Genomic DNA, 22,757 nt, shown 5'->3' on the forward strand with positions numbered 1-22,757 from the left:
TTTAAGATTGAGTTAATGTAAAAACTGTAATTTCTGGACGAACCATAAATCTGACTTGATAAGAATGACCAATCGCACGATTAATGTATAGTGTTCTGCCATCTTCTAAATTAATTTTGCCAGAAATATATTTTCTATTTTTCACTGGAAGAAATGGCGTAACAACTCCAGGAATTCTGCATTGTCCACCATGAGTATGACCGCTAAGAATCCAGCCTTGATAACCGTTCCAAATATCCAAATCACAAGCATCTGGATTGTGACAAAGCACCAAATTTGCTTTTTCAGAACTGAAATACTGCATTACTTTTTCAGGTTGAAATCTATTACTCCATAAATCTTCAAAACCAATGAAATTCAACCCAAAAACTTCAAATTCTTCATTAAGAAGCATTTTTATTCCGGAATTTTCAGCAATTTTCACAATCTCATCAGCAATATCAGGTTCCGACCAATTTTTCCCATAATCGTGATTCCCGAGAATTCCTACAGTCCCCAATTTTCCGAAAACGGCATTTTGTAAAACAGTTTCTAAATCTTTTCTTTCGGATTGATTTCCATGCTGAACAAAATCTCCCGTATAAACTACAAAATCAGGTTTCAGCTTCTGTGCTTTTCTAAAAGAATCAATTAGAAACTTCCAATCGAACCGATTTCCAACATGTAAATCGGAAATCTGAATCAAGGTTTTTCCCTCTAATTCTTCAGGTAAATTTTTAATAGGCATTTTTTTATATACAAATTCTACCCAAAAAGGTTCAATTTGCCAAGAATATAAAAAAGGGAAAGCTCCTAAAACAGTCAATTGAGTAAATTTTTTCAAAAAATCCCTACGATCCATTTTTATGAATTTCATTTTAACTTCCCGCAACTGGACTTCCGAAAATTCCTACCGCTAATTCTGCCCAAATCAGAAATAATGCTAAAAGAATTATTACGATGTAAAACATTCTTTTGGCATTCTTTTTCTCCATTTTTAGAACCATATCTACGCAAAATGCGGTTCCAAAAAGAAGAATTCCAGCGATTAAAAAGTCAATACCAGACCAATTAATTTCTTTAGTAAACTGCATCCCAATAAACGGAATAACTAATAGTAAAGCTGCCAATCCATAAATGACGAAGCTTCTTTGTTTGTTTGTTATCATAATTTTTAATTTAAATTTTACTTAAAGTACTTTGAGTTACAAAGTTAATTTCTAAAAAATTAAAGGAAGTTATTTCCTTTTTAAATTTTTGCAGTCTATTTGTCATTCCGTAGGAATCTAAATAATTTAGATGCTTTCAGCATGACAAACTGAATGTATAGTTTTCTACTTTCCAAGTAATCTTTCCAGCGCAGATAAATGTTCTTCGAAAGCTCTTCTTCCTGCTTGTGTAACTCGGTAAGATGTTTTTGGTTTTTTGCCTACAAATTCCTTCTTGATTTCTATGTAATTAGATTTTTCTAATGCAGAACTATGACTTGCTAAATTCCCGTCTGTTACTTCTAAAAGTTGCTTCATTTCATTAAAATCAACCCAATCGTTAACCATCAGAACGGACATTATACCCAATCTGACACGGCTTTCAAATTCTTTGTTGAGTTGAGAAATCTTTAACATTTAATCAATTCTTTTACTAATTTATTTTTGATTTTACTTATACTTCTTATGCATTATCAAACCATAAACAATATGCAAAACTCCAAAACCAATCGCCCAGAAAAATAAACCATACCCTAAAAAGAACAGTGATACAATTCCTAATGCCATTTCGCACAATCCTAAATATTTAATGTCAGAAAAAGTGTAATTTCCTGCATTAAATAGCGCTAATCCATAGAAAATTAAAGTGGCTGGAGAAAGTAAACTATGTAAACCGTGATACAATAATCCTGCGCAAAATAAACCTCCAATTCCTAATGGAATGGCAAAATTATACAACAATTTTTTGGTGGTAGCATCCCAAATTTGGAGATGATGGGCTTTGCTCTTTTTAATGGTAAAATAGGCTCCCGAAGAAATCGCTAAAACCATGACAACCATCGCTACGATAACCAAATGAGTAATGATATCTATTTCATAGTATTTTACCGTTCCCTCGAAATAATCTACTCCATTTTTTTTGAAAAAGAAATAAACATAAATAGCACCAGCTAAAGCAAATAATCCTGCAAAAACGCCAGAAATTCCGCTCAAAGAAATAAATCGAGAGCTTTTTTCCATCATTTTTCTGATGTGGTGCAAGTCTTCTTGGTAGTTTTTATTTTCCATAAATAAAGCACTTTGAAATACAAAGTTACTATTTATTTTGAAACTGCAAAATTAATTTGCAGTTTCTTTCTTATTTAGCTCTAAGATTTTCTTTTATCATTTCAATATTTTTCTTGGCTGTATCTTCTAAAATAAGACTTGCGCTCATGTGAATTCTTTCTGGAGAAAGCTCTGTAAAGTGCTCTGTTCCTTCCCAAGAAACTTTTTTGATTAAAGCTAAAGCATCTGAACTTCTACTTGCTAATTTTTCTAAAAATTGAGCAATTTCCGAATCCATTTCTGCAATCGTTGGAGAAACCGAATGGTAAATATTATGCTGTTCTGCCCAATTTGCGCTTCGGAAATCGGCATCTATCGCCATCGCAGTGAATTGTGATTTACCGATTTTTCTTTCAACATAAGGTCCAATCACAAACGGACCGATTCCCAGATTAATTTCGGTAAGTGCTAAACTTGCATTTTCTGTAGCGAAGCAATAATCTGCAGCACATGCAATTCCTACTCCACCTCCAGTCGTTTTTCCCTGAACTCTTACCACTACAATTTTTCGGCAAGTTCTCATGGCATTAAGCACTTTTGCAAAACCTCCAAAGAAAGCTTTTGATGTTTCTAAATCGTTTATTGCTAACAATTCATCAAAACTTGCTCCTGCACAAAACGCTTTTTCTCCTTCAGATTTTAGTAAAATAGCTTTCACTTCTTCTTTTGCCGCTTCGTCTAATATGGTTTGTGCTAATTTTTCTAAAATTTCTCCGGGCAATGAATTACTTTTTGGCGTCCCGAAAGTGATTTCGGAGATATTATTTTTAATTTCTGATGTTACAAATGGTAGCATAACTAGTTTTTTTAAATTAGATTAAATTGTTCAAAATGATGTGTAAAATGTTTTCTGTGCATCAACTCCATCATTTCTTTATTGAGTTTTCCAAAGACAAAATGCATATGCTCCGCTTCTGGATTTTCTCTATAATAAATCTGATATTTCTGAAGATTTTCTAAAAATTTCTCTTTGGCTTGCTCCAGATTTTTATACTTCAACACTGGTAAAGTTCCATCTTCTGGAAGGAACGGCGCAGGAAAATCTTTTGGCATTTTTCGGTGATTGTATAGAGAATCTTGATACTTTTCTAAATGTTCTTCTGGAGTGAAACATTTCTCAGCTTCTGGTTCACCTATGCTGTACAACAATGTAGTTTCTAGATGTTCCAACATTTGTTGAGCAGTCATTTTTCCCCAATTCGGCTTCGTATTTTCAGTTAAACCATTCAATAATTTTTGAATATTTCTTCTATTTAGTTCAATGAAAGGAGATTTTTTTGCCACCAAAGTCAAAATGGTAGCGACACAAACCACTTCTTCTCTTTGATTCACTACCTCAACCAACCATTTTACTACTCCACTTGGAATATTTCTACCTTTTACACCTCTGTTGATTTTTTCTTTCGCCGTCAAATAAACGGTAATGGTATCTCCAGCATAAACTGGCTTAAAGAAACTTGCATTTTCCAGTCCATAATTCGCAATAACTGGCCCTTTTTTCCCTGAAACGAATAAACCTGCCGCTGCAGAAAGGATAAAATATCCGTGTGCAACGGTCTTGTCAAAAATAGTTCCGTTTAAACTGGTTGCATCTGTATGTGCATAAAAATGATCCCAAGAAACATTAGAAAAATTCACAATATCTGCTTCCGTAACAGTTCTACCTGCGGTTTCTAGAGAATCTCCAACTTCCACTTCTTCAAAATATTTCTGGAAAGGATGTTTATCACTGAATTTCTTTTCTGCACCTTGTGTATAAACTTTAGTAATCGCCGTTAAAACATCTGGCGAACCTTGAATCGCCGTTTTTTGAAGGAAAAAGTGAAGTCCATTTAAACCACCCATTTCTTCGCCACCACCAGCTCTACCAGGACCACCATGCATTAAAGTTGGCAACGGAGAACCGTGACCTGTGCTTTCTTTGGCATTATCTCTATTCAAAACAAAGATTCTACCATGAGAACTCGCCATTTTCCAAGAAGTTTCTGCCACAAATTTTTCATCGTGAGATACAATAGAACCAACTAAACTTCCTTTTCCTCTTTTTGCTAAAGCAGCAGCTTCTTCAGCATCTTTGTATGGCATAATGGTAGAAACTGGACCAAAAGCTTCGAGTTCGTGAGATATATTTTTTTCAAAAGGTTTATCATTATAGAAAACTTTCGGAGTAAAGAAAGCTCCGTTTTCATAATTTGCTTCTACCAAATCATGCTTTCCATCGTAGATGAGTTCTGTTTCAGCTTTTAAAAGATTTACTTTTTCTTCTAAAATCTGCATTTGTTCTTTTCCAACAATAGAGCCCATTTTGGTTTCTCTGCTTAATGGATTTCCAATTTTTGTTTGGTCAAGAGCTTTTGATAACGCATTTTGAACATCACCAACTAAATTTTCAGGAACAATAATTCTACGAATTGCCGTACATTTTTGTCCTGCTTTGGTGGTCATTTCATTTTTAACTTCTTTGATGAACAAATCAAATTCTGGAGTTCCCGGTTTGGCATCTAACCCAAGAATAGAACAGTTCAAAGAATCGGCTTCCATATTAAAACGAACTGCATTTCCCGAAATTGAAGGTAGCGCTTTCAGTTTTCTACCAGTATTTGCGGAACCTGTGAAAACTACAGAATCTCCATCTTTTACGAAATCCAAAATATTGCCAGGTTCGCCACAAATCAATTGAACTGCACCTTCAGGAAGATAACCGCTTTCTATCATATCTTTGAAAACCTCATTCGTAAGATAAGAACTGTACGGCGAAGGTTTTACAACGGCTGGAACTCCCGCCAAAAGTGATGTAGATAATTTTTCTAACATTCCCCAAACTGGAAAATTATACGCATTGATTTGTACAGAAACACCTTCACTTGGTGTGAGAATATGTGTTCCGAGATGCGTTCCGCTGGCAGAAATTTTCTGAGTTTCTCCATCTACCCAAAATGGTGTATTGGGAAGCATTCTTTTCGCCAAACCTGAATAGGTGAAAAAAGTACCGAAACCTCCTTCTATATCTACCCAAGAATCAACATGAGTGGCTCCTGTTTTATAAGAAAGTTCATAATATTTTTTCTTTCTTTCTAAAAGATACAATGCAATTTTTTTGAGCATTTCTCCACGGTCGTAGAAAGTCATAGAAGACAAGTTTTTATAACCTATGGTTCTACCAAAATGCAATGCTTCTTCAAAATCTAGTCCCGAAGTATCTGAAATGGCGACCAATTCTCCGTTTACAGCATTGTAAAGAGGAATTTCGTGTCCGTTTCCTTCAATCCATTGTCCTGATATGTAGTTTTTTAGTTTCATTTTATGTGGGGTGTTTGATGTTTGGTGATGGATGTTTTTTTAAATATTGAATAAATAATTAATATTAAAAAAACGAAATCCAATATTATTGTAACATAAATAAAAAATTCAAATAAGTTTTTTTTAAGTCTTAAAGTTTTTTCAGTAGTATCTGATTCTATATGTTCTAAAGTATCAGCAATTCTAATACTTTCGCTCAGAAAATAAAATGAAATAATATTAATGAGAATCAATACTATGAAAATTAACAAAAGTGTAGTTTTTGAATATTTCATTTTAAATTTTGCTAAAGCCCGTTTCTATTTAATCTATTTTTCGTTGTTAAGATACTCAAATTTTAAATTTTGGGAAAATGGTGAAATTGCAACGAAATTGCGCCCCAGATTGCAACGGAAATCCTTTTATTTTTCTTTGTCTTCGACTCCGCTCAGACTGACAGAAGTGGAAAAATAAAAGATTGTAGTGGAAAGCTGGAAATTTGGCGCTATTACTTAGTCCAAACGGAGTAATCTACAATTTTTGTGGGAGTTTGTTCTACAAATTCTGTGTACGGTTCGCACGGTTGAATGGCAATGTGACCTTCACGAGCCAGTTCTTGATAAATAGCGGTTCCTTTGGTTTTCCAAGCAATCATTTCGTCTGAAACTTCGCGAATAATTTTCGCAGGACTACCAACTATCAATTTTCTATTTTCCGAAATAAAACCAGTGGGAACAAAACTCAAAGCACCAATAATACATTCGTCTCCGATTTTGGCATTGTCCATTACTACGGCATTCATCCCAACCAAACAATTTTTGCCAATGTGCGCCGAATGAATAATCGCACCATGACCAATATGCGCCGATTCTTCTAAAACAGTAGGAATTCCCGGAAAAACGTGAAGCGTACAGTTTTCTTGAACGTTTGCGCCGTCTTTGATAATGATTTTTCCCCAATCTCCACGCAAAACAGCATTGGGGCCGATGTATACTTCTTCCCCAATTTCTACATTTCCTATAATTACCGCTTGAGGATGAATGTATGCTGATTTTTTGATGATGGGTTTTATGCCGTGGTATGAATAAATGTTCATTTTTACAGATTTACGTTTTCAATGATCATTGCGTAACCTTGTCCCACTCCGATGCAGAGTGTACAAAGTGCATATTTTTTGTTTTTTCTCTGTAATTCTAAAGCAGCAGTTCCTACAATTCTAGTTCCTGACATTCCGAGAGGATGACCTAATGCAATCGCGCCACCATTTGGATTTAGGCGTTCGTCGTTTGCATCGATTCCTAATTCTTGTAAAACAGATAATGCTTGAGCTGCAAAAGCTTCGTTGAGTTCAATAATATCCATATCTTCCAACGAAAGATTGGCTCTAGAAAGTGCTTTTTTAGTCGCTTCTACTGGACCTATTCCCATAATTCTAGGTTCTACACCAACCACTGCGCTTGAAATAATTTTTGCCAATGGCTTCAAATTATATTTTTTTACGGCGTCTTCACTTGCCAAAATCATGGCAGCAGCTCCGTCATTTAAGCCCGAAGAATTTCCTGCAGTAACACTTCCTCCATCTTTTTTGAAAGCAGGTCTTAGCTTCGCCAATATATCTAAAGTAGTATCTGATTTTACAAATTCGTCTTGTGAAAAGATTTTTGGCTCGGCTTTTTTTTGTGGAATTTCTACGTTTACAATTTCTTGAGCTAATCTTCCTGAATTTTGAGCAGAAGTAGCTTTTTGTTGAGAATGTAAAGCGAATTCATCTTGCGCTTCTCTGGAAATTTTATAGATTTCGGCTAGATTTTCCGCGGTTTCACCCATTCCATCTACTCCGTAGAGTTCTTTCATTTTAGGATTAACAAACCTCCACCCGAAACTGCTATCAAACAACTGTACGTCTCTGCCAAAAGGCTGAGCAGATTTACTCAAAACATAAGGCGCTCTAGTCATCTGTTCAACTCCCCCAGCCAAATAAATTTCGCCTTCTCCAATTGCAATCGCTCTGTACGCATTGGTAATTGCTGCCATTCCAGAAGCGCATAATCTGTTCACGGTTTCTCCACCAATTTTTACAGGAAGTTCTGCCAAAAGTGAAGCCATTCTTGCGACATTTCGGTTATCTTCGCCTGCTTGATTGGCACAACCTAAAATCACATCTTCTATTTCTTCGGCGGGAATTTGTGGATTTCTCTTTACAATTTCCTTCAAAACGATGGCTGCTAAATCATCTGCTCTTACTTCTGATAAACCACCTTGAAATTTAGCAATCGGTGTTCTGATATAATCTATGATGTATACTTGTTTCATATCTGATTTCGAAATTATAAATCAACTACTTTTTTATCAATTTTATAAACAGTTCCTCTGAAACTTGCGACCACCACTTTATGCTGATTGGTAATCGTAATATCATAAACTGCTGTTTTTCTGGTATCTGCCATGAGAATACTCTCGGCAAAAAGCGTATCTCCTAAACGTACCGCTTTGGTAAAATTAATCATGCAATTGAGCGCAACTGCTGCATCTCCCGTATTGTTAGAAGAAAATGCCAATGCAGAATCCGCAAAAGCAAAAGTTACTCCGCCATGAACCGTTTTTAAGCCATTAATCATCTCTTTTTTGATGGGCATTTCAATCAAACAGTAATATTCACGAACCTCAACCAGTTTTATCTCCATCCATTGAGAGAAAAAATCTTGATTGAGCATGTATTGTGCGGTTTCTAATGGTGTCATTTATTATAAAATTGTAAAGTCGTTAATTTGTAAAATTGTGTAGTTGATTTATTTAAGTTTTCTGCCTTTTAAAAAGCTGTTGTATATGGTAAAAATTAAAACAAATACTGTTAAAATCAACCATTTATCTTGGAAAAACTGTACAAAAGTATCCTCAGAATTGTTGATGAATTTATTCATGAAAAAACTCATCGGAACAATAATGACGAAAGATACAATTGCGTTTATGATTGCAATAATTAGTTTTGGATTCATTCTCTTTTATGTTTTTTAAATATAGTTTCCCAAGTGATTTCTTTATTTCTATTGATGTAATTTCCTATGAAAAAAAGTATAAACATTAATCCTAGAACAACCAAGTTTTTATTTAATTCGTTTTTAAAATATTCTATTATTGATACATCAATTTCGTTGTAAAAATATCCCAGAACAGAATAAATCAAAACAAAGGTTACGGATTGGATTAGACTTTTTATCAATTCTTTTTTCATAATCAATAGATTTTAATTCAATTTTCTAAGCAACGGACTTTGTCTGTAGCGTTCTTCTTGGTATTCTTCGTAGAGATTTTGTAAGACTTCCGAAATTTTTGAAAAGCCAATTTCTTTTCCCCAATTCAATAATCCTTTCGGATAATTTACGCCTTTTTGCATTGCTGTTTCTATGTCTTCATCATTGGCAATTCCTAATCTTTTTGCTTCCACCGCTTCATTGATGAGCATAGAAATAATTCTCATAAAGATTTGGTTATCGGTTATCAGCTGTTGGTTCTCGGTTTTTAAATATTGGTTCTCGGTTCTTGATTCTTGGCTCTGTTCAGAATAATCATAAAAACCTTTACCTGTTTTTCTGCCAAGTAATTTGGCTTCATTCATTCTTTGTTGAAGCAAGGAAGGTTTATATTTGGGATCGAAAAAATAATCCTGATAAACCGTTTTCGTTACCGAAAAATTAACATCAATTCCGATTAAATCCATCAATTCAAATGGTCCCATTTTGAAATTTCCAAGAGATTTCATCGCATCATCTACTTGTTCTGGTGTTGCCAAATTTTCTTCTACAATTCTCAATGCTTCACCATAAAAAGGTCTTGCAATTCTGTTGACAATAAAACCAGGAACATCTTTAGCAATGATAGGAGATTTGCCCCAAGATTTCATATAATCTACGATTTCTTGAACCAAATTATTTTCAGTCAATAACCCAGGAATTACCTCAACTAAGGGCATTAATGGCGCTGGATTGAAAAAATGAATTCCGATAAAACGTTCAGGATTTTTAAGTTCTGACTGAAGCGAAGTAATGGAAATAGACGAAGTATTAGAAGCCAAAACACATTTTTCTGAAACATAAGTTTCTAACTCGGCGAAAACTTTTTGCTTGCTTTCTTTATTTTCGATGATGGCTTCTATAACCAAATCACAGTCTTTTAATTTTTTGATTTCTTGACAAGGCTTAATTTGGCTGAAAATTTCTAAGGATTTTTCAATAGAAATTTTTCCTTTTTCCGCTAATTTATCTAATGTGGATTTTAAATTTTTAAGCGATTTTTCGGTTTGTGAGAAGTTGGCATCGTATAAAAAAACCTCGCAATGTGCAGTAGCTGCTACTTGCGCAATGCCAATTCCCATAGTTCCTGAGCCGATGATTCCTATTTTTGAGATTCCAGATTCGAGATTCGAGACTCTAGACTCTTGGTTCTTGATTCTTGATTCTTGCATCTTTGTTATTTTCCTGTATAATTCGGTTTTCTTTTTTCTAAAAATGCAGTAACGCCTTCTTTGAAATCTTGGGTTTCTGCTGCGTCTTGTTGATAAATTCCTTCTAAATCCAATTGCTCTTTTAAATCGTTTTCATAAGAATGATTGAATGCTTTTTTGGTTAACGCAATCGCTTTTGTTGGTAAATGAGAAAGTGTTTCCAGCACTTCCATAGATTTTGCAGAAAATTCTGCATCACCGAAAACATCTGCAATTAACCCCAGTTTCAAAGCATCATTTGCCGAGAGTTTTTTTCCTGTAAAAGCAAGATAATTCGCTTGTTGACGTCCTAATAATTTAGGCAACCAATACGTTCCGCCTGTATCTGGAATTAAACCAATATTTACAAAAGCTTGAGAGAAATAGGAATTTTCTGTAGCCAAACAAATGTCACAAATCAGCGCTAACATTGCTCCAGCTCCAACTGCAGGACCATTCACCAAAGAAACGACTGGTTTTCTGCAATGTGCAATTTCTTCAACCAAAGGATTATAATAGTCTACCACCATTTTCTGAATCACTCTTTCTTCCTCTACATTTCCGAGTGAAAGTGCTTCTTTCAAATTTTGCCCCGAACAAAAAGCTTTTCCTCTGCCAGAAAGTGCTACACAACGCACATTTTCATCTTCATTGCATTCTACAATGAAATTTTTCAACTCTTGAAGTAAAATTTTATTGAGTGAATTATAGGTTTCGGGCTGATTGAGATAAGCGATTTTCAACTTACCCTCGAAATGGGTTTCTATTTCTATTTGAGTGTACATTTTCTTTAGAATTGTTAATTTGTAAAATCGTAAAGTCGTTTTTACAAATCTAATGTTTTTATGTGATTTTTTTTGGTTCTGCGATTTTGCAACTTTACAGTTCTACAATTTTACGTTAATGACATTTAAAATAATCAAAAGGTTCTAAACAATCTTGGCACTGATAACTGGCTTTGCAAAGTGTGGAACCAAATCTGCTGATTTGCGTAGTGTTTTCACTGCCACATCTCGGACATTTTTTGGGAATGTGAAGATGATTTTCATCTGCGCCTTTTTCTGGTGGAACAATTCCGTAAGCTCTCAGTTTTTCTCTGGCTTCATCAGTCATCCAATCGGTAGTCCAAATCGGAAAGATTTTGGTAACTACTTTTGCAGAAATTCCTTTTTCTTTAAATAGTTTGATAATATCTTCTTCGATATTAAACATAGCGGGACACGCTGAATAAGTAGGCGTAATGACGATTTCTGCTTCTGTTTCAGAAATCATTTTTGCGTCACGAACAATCCCGAGTTCCACGATGTTAATTACTGGAATTTCGGGGTCTGGAATTTGGTTAAGTAACCGCAATATTTCTTCTTTTTTTAAAACCACAAAAGGCACAAAAGTTTTTTAATTATTAAAGTTGGTAGTGATATCGTTATAAAAACTCACAAAAAGATTCTAAATATTTTTTCAACGCAAAGAGCGCAAAGATTTATTTTTTACTACTTTGAAAATATTTTTAAGTTCGCAAAGGAACATCAAAGATGTTCTGCAATGTGCACTAAGATTGTAAACTTCCAGCTTCTCACCTCTGACTTCCAGCAATTTTACCAAACACAATTAGGATACGTTCTTTGCATGTACTGCAATTCGCACAAAATATATCCAAAATATTCGTTGTGAATTCCTTTTCTGCTGCCTTTTTGCATAAATTCTGAAGTTGGAACTTCTAAACCAAATTTGGCAAAATCTTCTACGATTTTAGCTTTCCATTCTTCATGAAGTTGTTTAGAAGAAGGAATTAAATTCAGTGCCACCAAATTTTCCTCTTCTTCTACTTCATCAAAAAGTCCGCCTGTGTATTCCCAAAGATTTTCGAGAGCCGCTTCTATTCTTTTTCGGCTTTCTTCAGTTCCTTGAGCAAAAATACGCATCCAAGTTTCGGTATGTGTGTAGTGATATTTTACTTCTTTCAGAGATTTTTGAGCAATAGCTCTCAGTTCTTCATCTGCAGAATTGCTTAAATTTTCGTACAATAAATTTTGGTAAACCGCAAATAAATAAGCCTTCATAATAGTCTGTGCATAATCTCCGTTTGGTAATTCTACCAATTGTGCATTGAGATATTCTTTTTCTACACGAAGCATGGCAAAATCGTCAGCAGTTCTGCCGTCATTAAATAAATTTGCCGCTAAATTGTAGAAATTATTGGCTTGACCCAATTGATCAAGAGCGATGTTAATGACCGCAATATCTTCTTCCAAGTACGGACCTTTTCCGCACCATTCTGCCAATCTTTGCCCCATAATCAGGGAATCATCTGCAAGTTTTAGGATATAATTCTTCATAACTTTTGGTAGTTGGTATTTTGGTATTTGGTAATTAGTACCAAATACTAATTACCAAAAGTCTAATTACCAATTTTTACATGTTTTTCACATCATTAGGAATTTGGTAAAAAGTAGGATGACGATAGAGTTTGTCATCTGCAGGATCAAAGAATGCTTCCTTGTCTATTCCTTCGCTTGTTACCACATATTTGCTGGGAACTACCCAAATAGAAGTTCCTTCTCCGCGTCTTGTATAAACGTCTCTAGCGTTTTGAAGTGCCAGTTCTGCAGTTGGCGCTTGAACCGTTCCTGCGTGTTTGTGAGAAAGTCCTGGTTTGGTTTGGATAAAAACTTCCCACATATCAAGGTTATTCATTATTTTAAATTATAAATTTTAGATTTTAGATTATTTTTGTTTTGCTCCTCAAAATCACATAAACGAAAACTCGGATAGCTACTTTTAATTCAAGTGCCTACTTTTCGCTACCATAGCTCGCACAGATACACTGATTTTGTTTTTAGGCAAGGTTTAAAACAACTATTTTTTTTAAAATTTCATACTCTAATACGACTTCTATGGAGCTGTTTTTGTTAAAGCTAATTTTTTCGTAAAAAATTTTGTTATTCAAAACATATATATTTTCACTATTCCCTGTTTAAGCCTTAATGAATATTTTAAATTTTAAATAATTATTTTAAGGTATTTATTTAAAAAAAACTTTGTAATTAAATAAACAACATAAGCTCTAAGTAACAGACCAAAGAAAAATCCAAAATTATATGCCCCGTTTTCATTAAAATTAATACTAAAATTTTTGAAAACCATCAAAATACAAATATTTAATAATATAATTTTTAATTTTTTATTATTTTCAGAGTATAACATCATAATATTTTATTTTTTTTTAAATTTTCCTGTTTTGCAGCATACGCAATCGCAGCTTCTTTTACCCAAGCGTTTTCTGCTTGTGCTTTTCTCTTGGTTTCGAGGCGTTTTTTATTGCACGGTCCGTTTCCTTTTAAGATTTCCATAAATTCATCCCAAGGTAAATCGCCAAAATCATAATGTCCCGTTTCCTCGTTCCATTTTAAATTTTTATCTGGAACTTTCAGCCCTAAAAATTCTGCTTGAGGAACGGTAACATCTACAAATCTTTGGCGGAGTGAATCGTTACTTTCTCTTTTTACTCGGTAATTCATTGATTTTTGAGAATTAGGAGAAGCTTCATCATTCGGACCAAACATCATCAAAGCTGGCCACCAAAATCTGTCTAAAGCGTCTTGAGCCAATTGTTTCTGTTCTTTGGTTCCACGGCAAAGCGTCATCAGGATTTCGTAGCCTTGTCTTTGATGAAATGATTCTTCTTTACAAATTCTTAGCATAGCTCTAGAATAAGGGCCGTAAGAATTTCCCATCAACATTACTTGATTCATAATGGCAGCACCGTCTACCAACCAACCAATCGCTCCAATATCTGCCCAACTTAACGCGGGATAATTAAAAATACTAGAATATTTGGCTTTTCCAGAAAGCATATCATTATAGGTAGAATCTCTATCTGCGGCTATTTCTCCGTTGTTCAAAGTTTCTGTAGCGGCATATAAATACAAACCGTGACCTGCTTCATCTTGAATTTTTGCCAAAAGTGCCATTTTTCTTCTCAAACTTGGCGCTCTGGTAATCCAATTGGCTTCTGGCAACATTCCCACTACTTCAGAATGAGCATGTTGAGAAATCTGTCTTACCAGAAGTTTTCTGTAATCTTCTGGCATCATATCTTTGGGTTCTACCTTATTTTCGGCTTGAACGTATTGTAAAAATTTTTCTGTATCCATATTTTTGCTTTCAGCTTTCGGCAATCTGCTTTCAGCATTTTTTAAATTTTTTAATACAATATTTTTTTGATTATGAGCTCTTTTCAGCTGGTTGCAGAAAGCAGACAGCGATAAGCCAAATCATAACTTTCCGTCGCTTAAATCGTCTTTTATATAAATCCCGACTTTAGAATTTACAAATTCTCCTGCAACGAAGTTTATTTTTTGGTCTCCGTCGGTAATTTCATACTCTTTAAAAAAGTAAACTTGCCCTTCATAAGGTCCTTTTACTTCTACTTTTTTGTTGACACAATGCCAATAATGATTCCAAATATTTGTGCCATTTATTTTAAACTCTTCGTTTTCATCGATGGCTTTTGCGAATTTCCAATTGACCATTTTTTTAATTTTTTAGAATGAATTATACATCATAATTCAGCATCACGATATTAGTAGTAGGGTGACACTGACAAGTTAATACAAAACCTCTCGCGACTTCGTCTTCGGTAAGCGCAAAGTTTTTTTCCATAAAAACCTCACCTTCCATCACTTGGGCTTTGCAGGTGCAACAAACACCACCTTTACAAGCAAACGGAACCGGTAAGTTTTCTTTCAATGCTTTATCTAAAATACTTTCTTTTTTAGAATTGAGATGAATAGAATATTCATCATCATCTATAATTAACGTCACAAAACTTTCTAAGTTGGGTATTTTCTTGAATTCTTCGCTCATTTCTGCATTATCTTCATCATCTGGAGCGGAGAAATATTCATATAAAACCTGCAATGCAGGAACTTTTCTTTCTTTTTTCAGAAAATCTGAAGTGGACTTAATCATTTCAGTAGGTCCACAAATGAAAAACGTAGAATCTTCTGGTTTTATTTCGGAATTTTTATCTAAAAGTTGACCTAACTTTTCAGTGGTGATTCTTCCTTCAAAAAGAGCATCTTCTTGGGGCTCTCTACTCAAAACATGCGTAACCTGAAATCTCTCTGAGAATTGCTCTTTCAAGGCATCTAATTCTTCTTTGAGCAAAATATTTTGTGAATCTTTATTGCCAAAAAACAATAAAACTTTAGCATTAGGTTCTTGAAACAATGCTTCTTTGAGATTAGACAAAACCGGAGAAATACCACTTCCCGCTGCAATTCCTACATAGTTTTTGTGATTAGACAAGTGATAATTCGTACAGAAATTTCCCATAGGTTGTTGCACTTCTACCTCATCATTTTCTTTAAGATTTTGATTAAGATAGGTAGAAATAGTACCATTTTCCATCTGTTTAACTAAAATGGAAAGCGTTTGAGAATTTTCGGAAGGTGCATCTATGATAGAATAAGAACGGCGAAACTCTTCTTCCCCAAAATTAAACTTGAGGTTAAGATATTGCCCTTGTTTAAATTTAAATTTATCTTGTATAGAAGAAGGTATTTCGAAGGTGATTTTTACCGCTTCACCTGTAACCTTCTGAATTTTAGCTACTTTTAATGTATAAAAATGGTTCATATCAATTCATTTCTTCGGTAGTAACCCGATGTCAACAAATATAATATTTTATGCGAAAAATAAAAGATAAATTTATTTTTTACCAATCACGCCATAGAGTAAAACATTTTGAAGAAAACGAATATGCTTTTCTAAATCAAAATTTTCTTCGGGAATGTATCGGTAAACGTTATTCAGGACATTAAGTGAAAACTTGGTGGTCAACATTAAATTTTCGTCATCTGCTAAACCCAAAGAAAGTAAATATTCTCTGATCACTTTTTCTGCAAGATCTTTGTAAGCATTAATTCTATCTAAATATATATGCTGCTCTTTAAAATCTACTTTTAATCTATAAATATTGGTAAAAAAAACATCGAACATCTTTACATTATTATACATTTCGGTAAGATGATTGATGACTAAGATTCTAACTTTTTCAAAAGCAGATAGGTTAGGATTTTTAAGGTCGTTATATATCTTCATAAATCTGTTAGAAACATCATCACTAATCCATTCCATAATTTCTTCTTTAGATTTAATGTGTGCATAAAGTGATGCAGCTTTTACATTCATCACTTCTGCTATGTCTCTCATAGAGGTATCTGCAAAACCTCTTTTATAGAACAATTCAAGAGCTACATTTAGTATTTCTTGTTGTCTCGGAGTGAGATTCTTCATTGGTATTTGTGTTTCCAACAAATATACAATATAAATTTTCTAAAAAAAATTAACATTATATAATAAAACAAATAAAAATTATGAATTATATTTATCAAACACCTAACCAGAAATCAGAAACAATGTCAACATCCAAACTCAATAATATATAGAATTCAGAAATTTTGTCATTAAAAAACCTAAGAAATTACAAAAATCAGGAAATTTTGACCTAAAAATAACTTTAGAATACATTTTGAAGCATACCAATCAAAACCATTAATATGAACTTAAATCAATATACCACAAAATCACAAGAAGCCATTCAAAAAGCACAACAAATTGCGCTTGATTTCGGCCATCAAAGCATTGAACCTCAACATTTATTAGAAGGAATTCTTCAAGTAGATGAAAATATCTCTGCATTCTTGATGAAAAAATCAGAAGCAGACCTTAATCTTATTAGAGAAAAAAACCGTGAAGCCTTAGAAAAACTTTCAAAAGTAGAAGGTGGAAACATTTACCTTTCTCAACCAGCAAATAAAATTCTTTTAGACGCACCGAATGTTGCCAAAAAAATGGGCGATGAATATGTAACCATTGAGCATCTTTGGCTTTCACTTTTAGAGGTAAATTCTGAAGTTTCTAAAATTTTAAAAGATTTTGGAGTGACTAAAAATTCATTAGAAGCCGCCATCAAAGAATTAAGAAAAGGGAGCAAAGCAACTTCGGCAAGTTCAGAAGAAACTTATCAAAGTTTAAATAAATATGCTAAAAACTTCAACGAACTCGCAGCAGAAGGAAAACTAGATCCTGTAATTGGTAGAGACGAAGAAATAAGAAGAGTTTTACAAATTTTATCAAGAAGAACCAAAAACAACCCGATTCTTATCGGTGAACCTGGTGTTGGTAAAACCGCAATTGCAGAAGGAATTGCTCACAGAATTATTTCAGGAGACGTTCCAGAAAATTTAATGGACAAAACCATTTATTCACTAGATATGGGCGCATTAATTGCTGGCGCAAAATACAAAGGTGAATTCGAGGAGCGTTTGAAATCTGTAGTAAATGAAGTCATTAAAAGCGATGGACAAATCATTCTCTTCATCGATGAAATTCACACTTTAGTAGGAGCTGGCGGTGGCGAAGGTGCGATGGATGCTGCAAATATTCTGAAACCAGCTTTAGCAAGAGGTGAATTAAGAGCAGTAGGTGCAACTACTTTAAATGAATATCAAAAATATTTTGAAAAAGATAAAGCTTTAGAGAGACGTTTCCAAAAAGTAATGGTAGAAGAACCAGACACAGAATCTGCGATTTCTATCCTGAGAGGAATTAAAGACAAGTACGAAGCACACCACAAAGTAAGAATAAAAGACGAAGCCATTATTGCTGCCGTAGAAATGTCTCAAAGATATATTTCAGACAGATTTTTACCAGATAAAGCCATCGACTTGATTGATGAAGCTTCAGCAAAACTAAGAATGGAAATCAATTCTAAGCCTGAAGAACTCGATATTCTTGACAGAAAACTAATGCAGTTAGAAATAGAACTTGCAGCAATTTCTAGAGAAAAAAACGAATTGAAAATCAATCATCTGAAAGAAGATATTGCGAAAATTCAGGAACAAAGAAACGAAATCCATGCAAAATGGCTTGGTGAGAAACAAAAATCTGAAGATTTAACTGCCATTAAAAAAGAAATAGAGTCTCTAAAATTAGAAGCAGAAAGAGCTTCTAGAATCGGTGATTACGCAAAAGTTGCCGAAATACAATACGGTAAACTTAGAGAAAAAGAGGAAGATTTGAAAAAATTAGAACTCGAAATGCAAAATCATCAGAATGAGCTCATCAAGGAAGAGGTAACCGCTGAAAATATTTCTGAAGTCATCGCAAAATGGACTGGAATCCCAGTAACCAAGTTGCTTCAATCTGAAAGAGAAAAATTATTAAATCTAGAAACCGAACTCCACCAAAGAGTAGTAGGTCAAGAAGAAGCTATATCTGCAGTTGCAGATGCTATTAGAAGAAATAGAGCAGGATTAAATGACGAGAAAAAACCAATCGGAAGTTTCCTTTTCTTAGGAACCACTGGTGTTGGTAAAACAGAATTGGCAAAAGCTTTGGCAGAATTCCTATTCGACGATGAGAACAACATGACCAGAATTGACATGAGTGAATATCAAGAAAGACACTCCGTTTCTAGATTAGTTGGTGCGCCTCCAGGTTATGTAGGTTATGATGAAGGCGGACAATTAACCGAAGCAGTGAGAAGAAGACCATATTCTGTAGTGCTACTTGACGAGATAGAAAAAGCGCATCCAGATGTTTTCAACACGCTTTTACAAGTTTTAGACGATGGAAGATTAACTGATAACAAAGGAAGAGTAGTGAATTTTAAAAACTCTATCATTATAATGACTTCCAACCTTGGTTCGCATATTATTCAGGGACGTTTTGACGCTGCACAGCGTGACAAAGATGATAATATCGATTTTGAAACTCTAGAAGCAACCAAAGAAGAAGTTTTCGGATTATTGAAACAATCTCTTCGTCCAGAATTTTTAAACAGAATAGATGAAGTGGTGCTTTTCCAACCGTTAAGCAAATCAGAAATTGGTAAAATCGTGAATTTCCAATTAAGAGGCTTTAATCAAATGCTAGAAAAGAGAAACATCATCTTAACTGCGACTGAAGACGCTTTAAAATACCTAACCAACAAAGGTTACGACCCTACATTTGGAGCTAGACCATTGAAAAGAGTGCTTCAACATGAAATCCTGAACAGATTATCTAAAGAAATTCTCGCAGGAAAGATAAATGATGGAGACAGAATCATTTTAGATTATTTCGAAGAAAGCGGACTGGTTTTCAGACCAGTTGAAATATAACATTCATATTTTTCATATAAAACTAACCATTTAAGTTTTTCATAGGAGATCCGTCTGGAATTTTTCAGGCGGATTTTTCTATTTTTAACAAATTATCAATATATCAGATTAAAATCAAATTTAAAAACTAAAAAAAACACTATAAAATAAAATATCATCAAAAATAAATTAAAAAAATATTTAACAAATAAACAAACATAATAAACTTCTAGATAGTTAATTAACAATTAAAAATCTAAAAAATTAAATATAAAACAAGTATAATTTAAAAAAAATTAAAAAAAAATATTGCAAAATAATTTACAACTTTATATATTCGCATTGTTAATTAAAATCTATTTTTATGAAGAAATTATTATTCGGTGTTATAACACTCGGAATGTTAGCCGCTTGTAACACAACTGAGGAAACCGCAAACTTAACAGACAGTACCGCAAAAACAGCAACTGCATCTAGAAAATTTTGTCCGTCTGAAGAAATCAGAGCAGAACTACTTAAAAATGATGCAAAAGCAAGAGCAAGATTTGCTGCAATTGAAGCAGGAACTGAAAGATTCATTCAAGCTAAAAAATTAGGAAGAGTATTAGCTGATGGAACTGTAGAAATCCCTGTTGTATTCAATGTATTATACAGAACAAGCGCTGAAAATATTTCAGATGCAAGAATCGCCGAACAAATTGCTGTTTTAAATGCAGACTACGCTGGAATTAATGCGGATGCATCTAAAATCCCTTCAGAATTCTCTACAGTAGCAGCTGGTGATACTAAAGTAAGATTTAGATTAGTAAAAACTGTAAGAAAATCAACTACTGTAAGATCTTGGAGAACTAACGATGCCATGAAAAAATCTTCTACTAAAGGAATTGATGCTACAGATCCTACTCAATACTTCAACATTTGGGTAGTTGGTGACATGTCTTCAATCTTAGGATACGCTACATTCCCAGAATCTGCTGGTTTATGGAATGATGGTGTAGTATTAGCTGCTCCATTCGTAGGTGTAACTGGCGCTTCTGCTCCTTATAACTTAGGTAGAACTGCGACTCACGAAGTAGGTCACTACTTAAATCTTCGTCACATTTGGGGAGATGCAACTTGTGGAAATGATTTCGTAACTGATACTCCTACTCAAACAGGTGCTAATTATGGCAAACCAACTTATCCATTATACAACACTTGTGGTGGTGTACAAAGATCTGTAATGTTCATGAACTACATGGATTATGTAGATGATGCTGCAATGTATATGTTCTCTGCTGGTCAAAAAGACAGAATGCAAGCTGTAGTAGCTGCAGGTGGAGCTAGAGCAGGTTTAAGAAATCTATAAAAAATCCTATACATTAATGAGAAAAGCCGAATCGTTGATTCGGCTTTCTTATTTTATCTGTTTTTTAGAAAAATCCAACCCGTTCTAGTATAATGTCCATCAATTTCCATAACATACCAATAAGTTTCTGAAGGTAATATTCTTCCGTTATATAGACCATCCCAATTGAATTTTAAAACATCTTCTGCCATAAAAACTTGAGTGCCGAATTTATCAAATATTTTAAGTTTCACTTTAGAGAAAAACTCTATATTAGAAACTCTCCACACATCATTATAACCATCTTGATTAGGTGTGAAAGCATTTGGAATAAAAAGCACAGCCGAAGTTGCAACTGCTGTACAACTATTGGTTTGAGATTTTACATAAATTTGATAAATCCCAGCGGACAAATTTTTAAAAATATTAGAAGTTTGCCAATTTACATTATCTAATGAGTAAAAATATGGCGGATTCCCATTTTCTGCTAAAATTTCTAGAAAATCTTCTCCACTTTTCACTTGGGTAATTATCGGAGTAATTCCTGTAGTAATATTTACTGTTTGAACAGCTACGCAACCATTTCCATCTGTAAGTTTTACGGAATACTTGCCTGGACTAGAAATAGGCAAAGTTCTACTTATTACAGGAGGCACTACTTGCCATTCTGCAATAAAACCATCCCCCACATCTAACTCTAAAGTTTCTCCATCACAAATAGAAGTATCTTTTAAAGCAGCAGAAAATGGAGCTTGTAGAATTTTAACTTTTACTTCTGCTCTTTCACTTTCGCAGCCATTTATAGTTTGTGTAACCCAAAAAGAAAAATCTCCAACAATTGAAGTATTAGCAATTGGAGCGACTGTATTTCCTACACCTCCTGTAGAACTAGTATACCATTTCAAATCAGTTCCAACTGCTAACAAAGATGAGGCAGTGGAATTTTGACAAAATTCATAACTTGAAACAATAGGAGCCAATGGATTATCAAGAATATTAACTGTAATTTTTGCTCTTGCGCTTTCACATCCATTAACCGTTTGGGTAATCCAAAAATCCTTAGTTCCAGCCACAGAAGTATCAATAATTGGAGTATTTATACTTCCTATCCCACCAGTTGCAGAAGTATACCAAAGTATATTATTTTCTGGAATCGTGAGAGTTGCGGTAGAGTTCTTACAAAAACTAAAACTTCTATTGCTTGGTGCATTAGGATATCCATTGATTTTCACCGTAGAAATACCAGACATTACCCTACAAGAAGTCAAATTTATATTAGTAGATTCACCTACAATAAATCTAAATTGGTCATTATTCTGATAACTACCTGCGGGAATGGTAATAATAGGATTACTTGTTGCGCCAGTTAAATTCGACCAGGTATTTCCGCCATCTGTACTTTTTTGCCAAATGAAATTTACATTTTGAAAAGTATTAGAACTCATTTGCGCAGTTAGAATAAAACTCTGTGAATTATCACAAACTCCAGTAGTGAAAAGATTTCCTAAAGTAGCAGTGATAGATGTAGATGGACCACAGGGTGAAAAACTAATATCATCTATCGCCAAGTCATTTCCTATTCCACCTGCAGCGTTATTTATTAAAACCACATCTACTTCAGAAGATGATGGATCAGATTTAAAATCTAGATAAAAATTTTTCCAAACTTCTCCGTTTTCTTCAGACAAGATTCCTGTAGAAATAGAGCCTAAAATAGCTCCAGTAGTAGTACTTCTGATTTGAAAAGTTACATTGGGCTTAATCACATTTGCTCCAGTTCTATGTAAATTAATAACCCAAGCAGAAAAACGGTAAACCTGATTAGAACAAAGATTAGAAACCCTTCTTCTATAAAATTCTCCTGGGCTGTAATCTGCATTTACTACCAACATATTTCCATAAGTTCCAGACGGATCATTGGTATGATCTAATGATTTTTGCCAACCCCAAGGTAAATATTCCGTAGTATTAGAAATAGTATAATAACCATCATTGGGTGGCATTACTGATGAATAAATATAATTGGTAAATGCTGGAGAAACTAAAGCTGGAGAAATAGTTTGATTAGAATTATTTACCCTACCAAAATCTTCAATAAAAATAGGGGCTCCAAAAGAACCTCCACATGTCTGAGAAATTGCTCTTCCTAAAAAACAAAAAATCAGAAATAAAAGGAATTTAAAGTATTTTTTTTTCACAAAACCTCCATTTTTTGGAAGGATAAAATT

General features: G+C 34.0%; 23 protein-coding genes. 2 read left to right on the forward strand and 21 right to left on the reverse strand.

Annotated elements, in window-relative coordinates; all coding sequences use genetic code 11:
- Position 1: 1 nt before the first annotated feature.
- From QO190_RS07810 to QO190_RS07905, 20 genes are all read right to left on the reverse strand, one after another.
- Positions 2 to 841 (reverse strand): metallophosphoesterase, encoded by an 840-nt coding sequence (locus tag QO190_RS07810; RefSeq protein WP_371462350.1) that lies wholly within the window; start codon positions 839 to 841, stop codon positions 2 to 4.
- Positions 842 to 857: 16 nt separating this feature from the next.
- Positions 858 to 1,148 (reverse strand): hypothetical protein, encoded by a 291-nt coding sequence (locus tag QO190_RS07815; protein WP_371462291.1) that lies wholly within the window; start codon positions 1,146 to 1,148, stop codon positions 858 to 860.
- Between the two features lie 165 nt (positions 1,149 to 1,313).
- On the reverse strand, positions 1,314 to 1,604 hold the full coding sequence (locus QO190_RS07820) for a winged helix-turn-helix domain-containing protein (protein WP_371462292.1): 291 nt from the start codon (positions 1,602 to 1,604) through the stop codon (positions 1,314 to 1,316).
- A gap of 33 nt (positions 1,605 to 1,637) precedes the next feature.
- On the reverse strand, positions 1,638 to 2,255 hold the full coding sequence (locus QO190_RS07825) for a hypothetical protein (protein ID WP_371462293.1): 618 nt from the start codon (positions 2,253 to 2,255) through the stop codon (positions 1,638 to 1,640).
- Between the two features lie 70 nt (positions 2,256 to 2,325).
- A complete protein-coding gene (locus QO190_RS07830; RefSeq protein ID WP_371462294.1) occupies positions 2,326 to 3,090 on the reverse strand; it encodes an enoyl-CoA hydratase/isomerase family protein in 765 nt (254 codons plus the stop codon).
- Between the two features lie 11 nt (positions 3,091 to 3,101).
- Complete coding sequence (paaZ, locus tag QO190_RS07835; protein ID WP_371462295.1) at positions 3,102 to 5,594, reverse strand: phenylacetic acid degradation bifunctional protein PaaZ; 2,493 nt, start codon at positions 5,592 to 5,594, stop codon at positions 3,102 to 3,104.
- A gap of 487 nt (positions 5,595 to 6,081) precedes the next feature.
- Complete coding sequence (locus tag QO190_RS07840; RefSeq protein ID WP_371462296.1) at positions 6,082 to 6,669, reverse strand: transferase hexapeptide repeat family protein; 588 nt, start codon at positions 6,667 to 6,669, stop codon at positions 6,082 to 6,084.
- 2 nt (positions 6,670 to 6,671) lie between these two features.
- Positions 6,672 to 7,886, reverse strand: coding sequence for a 3-oxoadipyl-CoA thiolase (pcaF, locus tag QO190_RS07845; protein WP_371462297.1), 1,215 nt, complete (start codon positions 7,884 to 7,886; stop codon positions 6,672 to 6,674).
- Between the two features lie 14 nt (positions 7,887 to 7,900).
- Positions 7,901 to 8,314: a PaaI family thioesterase gene (locus QO190_RS07850; protein WP_371462298.1), complete on the reverse strand. Its 414-nt coding sequence runs from the start codon at positions 8,312 to 8,314 to the stop codon at positions 7,901 to 7,903.
- A gap of 48 nt (positions 8,315 to 8,362) precedes the next feature.
- On the reverse strand, positions 8,363 to 8,569 hold the full coding sequence (locus QO190_RS07855) for a hypothetical protein (RefSeq protein ID WP_371462299.1): 207 nt from the start codon (positions 8,567 to 8,569) through the stop codon (positions 8,363 to 8,365).
- Positions 8,566 to 8,805 carry a hypothetical protein gene (locus QO190_RS07860; RefSeq protein ID WP_371462300.1) on the reverse strand — a complete coding sequence of 80 codons (240 nt, stop codon included), beginning with the start codon at positions 8,803 to 8,805 and terminating at the stop codon, positions 8,566 to 8,568. The genes QO190_RS07855 and QO190_RS07860 overlap by 4 nt, the downstream gene beginning before the upstream one ends.
- 12 nt (positions 8,806 to 8,817) lie before the next feature.
- The gene (locus QO190_RS07865) at positions 8,818 to 9,945 is read right to left on the reverse strand and encodes a 3-hydroxyacyl-CoA dehydrogenase NAD-binding domain-containing protein (protein ID WP_371462352.1); all 1,128 of its coding nucleotides are present in this window, start codon (positions 9,943 to 9,945) and stop codon (positions 8,818 to 8,820) included.
- A gap of 95 nt (positions 9,946 to 10,040) precedes the next feature.
- Positions 10,041 to 10,838, reverse strand: a complete 798-nt coding sequence (locus QO190_RS07870; RefSeq protein WP_371462301.1) for an enoyl-CoA hydratase/isomerase family protein — start codon at positions 10,836 to 10,838, stop codon at positions 10,041 to 10,043.
- 115 nt (positions 10,839 to 10,953) lie between these two features.
- Positions 10,954 to 11,406: a 1,2-phenylacetyl-CoA epoxidase subunit PaaD gene (gene paaD, locus QO190_RS07875; RefSeq protein WP_371462302.1), complete on the reverse strand. Its 453-nt coding sequence runs from the start codon at positions 11,404 to 11,406 to the stop codon at positions 10,954 to 10,956.
- Positions 11,407 to 11,648: 242 nt separating this feature from the next.
- Complete coding sequence (gene paaC / locus QO190_RS07880; protein WP_371462303.1) at positions 11,649 to 12,389, reverse strand: 1,2-phenylacetyl-CoA epoxidase subunit PaaC; 741 nt, start codon at positions 12,387 to 12,389, stop codon at positions 11,649 to 11,651.
- 76 nt (positions 12,390 to 12,465) lie between these two features.
- Complete coding sequence (gene paaB, locus QO190_RS07885; RefSeq protein ID WP_104794144.1) at positions 12,466 to 12,747, reverse strand: 1,2-phenylacetyl-CoA epoxidase subunit PaaB; 282 nt, start codon at positions 12,745 to 12,747, stop codon at positions 12,466 to 12,468.
- Between the two features lie 509 nt (positions 12,748 to 13,256).
- Complete coding sequence (gene paaA, locus QO190_RS07890; protein ID WP_371462304.1) at positions 13,257 to 14,207, reverse strand: 1,2-phenylacetyl-CoA epoxidase subunit PaaA; 951 nt, start codon at positions 14,205 to 14,207, stop codon at positions 13,257 to 13,259.
- A 120-nt stretch (positions 14,208 to 14,327) separates the two neighbouring features.
- On the reverse strand, positions 14,328 to 14,585 hold the full coding sequence (locus QO190_RS07895; RefSeq protein WP_371462305.1) for a hypothetical protein: 258 nt from the start codon (positions 14,583 to 14,585) through the stop codon (positions 14,328 to 14,330).
- A gap of 22 nt (positions 14,586 to 14,607) precedes the next feature.
- Positions 14,608 to 15,693, reverse strand: coding sequence for a 2Fe-2S iron-sulfur cluster-binding protein (locus QO190_RS07900; RefSeq protein WP_371462306.1), 1,086 nt, complete (start codon positions 15,691 to 15,693; stop codon positions 14,608 to 14,610).
- A gap of 72 nt (positions 15,694 to 15,765) precedes the next feature.
- Entirely contained in the window at positions 15,766 to 16,353 is a 588-nt protein-coding gene (locus QO190_RS07905) for a TetR/AcrR family transcriptional regulator (protein WP_371462307.1), read from the reverse strand.
- Between the two features lie 263 nt (positions 16,354 to 16,616).
- Here QO190_RS07905 and clpB point away from each other — a divergent pair, with 263 nt between their 5' ends.
- Positions 16,617 to 19,223 (forward strand): ATP-dependent chaperone ClpB, encoded by a 2,607-nt coding sequence (clpB, locus tag QO190_RS07910; RefSeq protein ID WP_371462308.1) that lies wholly within the window; start codon positions 16,617 to 16,619, stop codon positions 19,221 to 19,223.
- 343 nt (positions 19,224 to 19,566) lie between these two features.
- Entirely contained in the window at positions 19,567 to 20,550 is a 984-nt protein-coding gene (locus QO190_RS07915) for a zinc metalloprotease (protein WP_371462309.1), read from the forward strand.
- 53 nt (positions 20,551 to 20,603) lie between these two features.
- Here QO190_RS07915 and QO190_RS07920 read toward each other — a convergent pair whose 3' ends face one another.
- A complete protein-coding gene (locus QO190_RS07920) occupies positions 20,604 to 22,727 on the reverse strand; it encodes a T9SS type B sorting domain-containing protein (RefSeq protein ID WP_371462310.1) in 2,124 nt (707 codons plus the stop codon).
- Between the last annotated feature and the right edge of the window lie 30 nt (positions 22,728 to 22,757).

The organism is Cloacibacterium sp. Arc13, from assembly GCF_041431305.1.
Taxonomy (GTDB): Bacteria; Bacteroidota; Bacteroidia; order Flavobacteriales; family Weeksellaceae; genus Cloacibacterium; species Cloacibacterium caeni_B.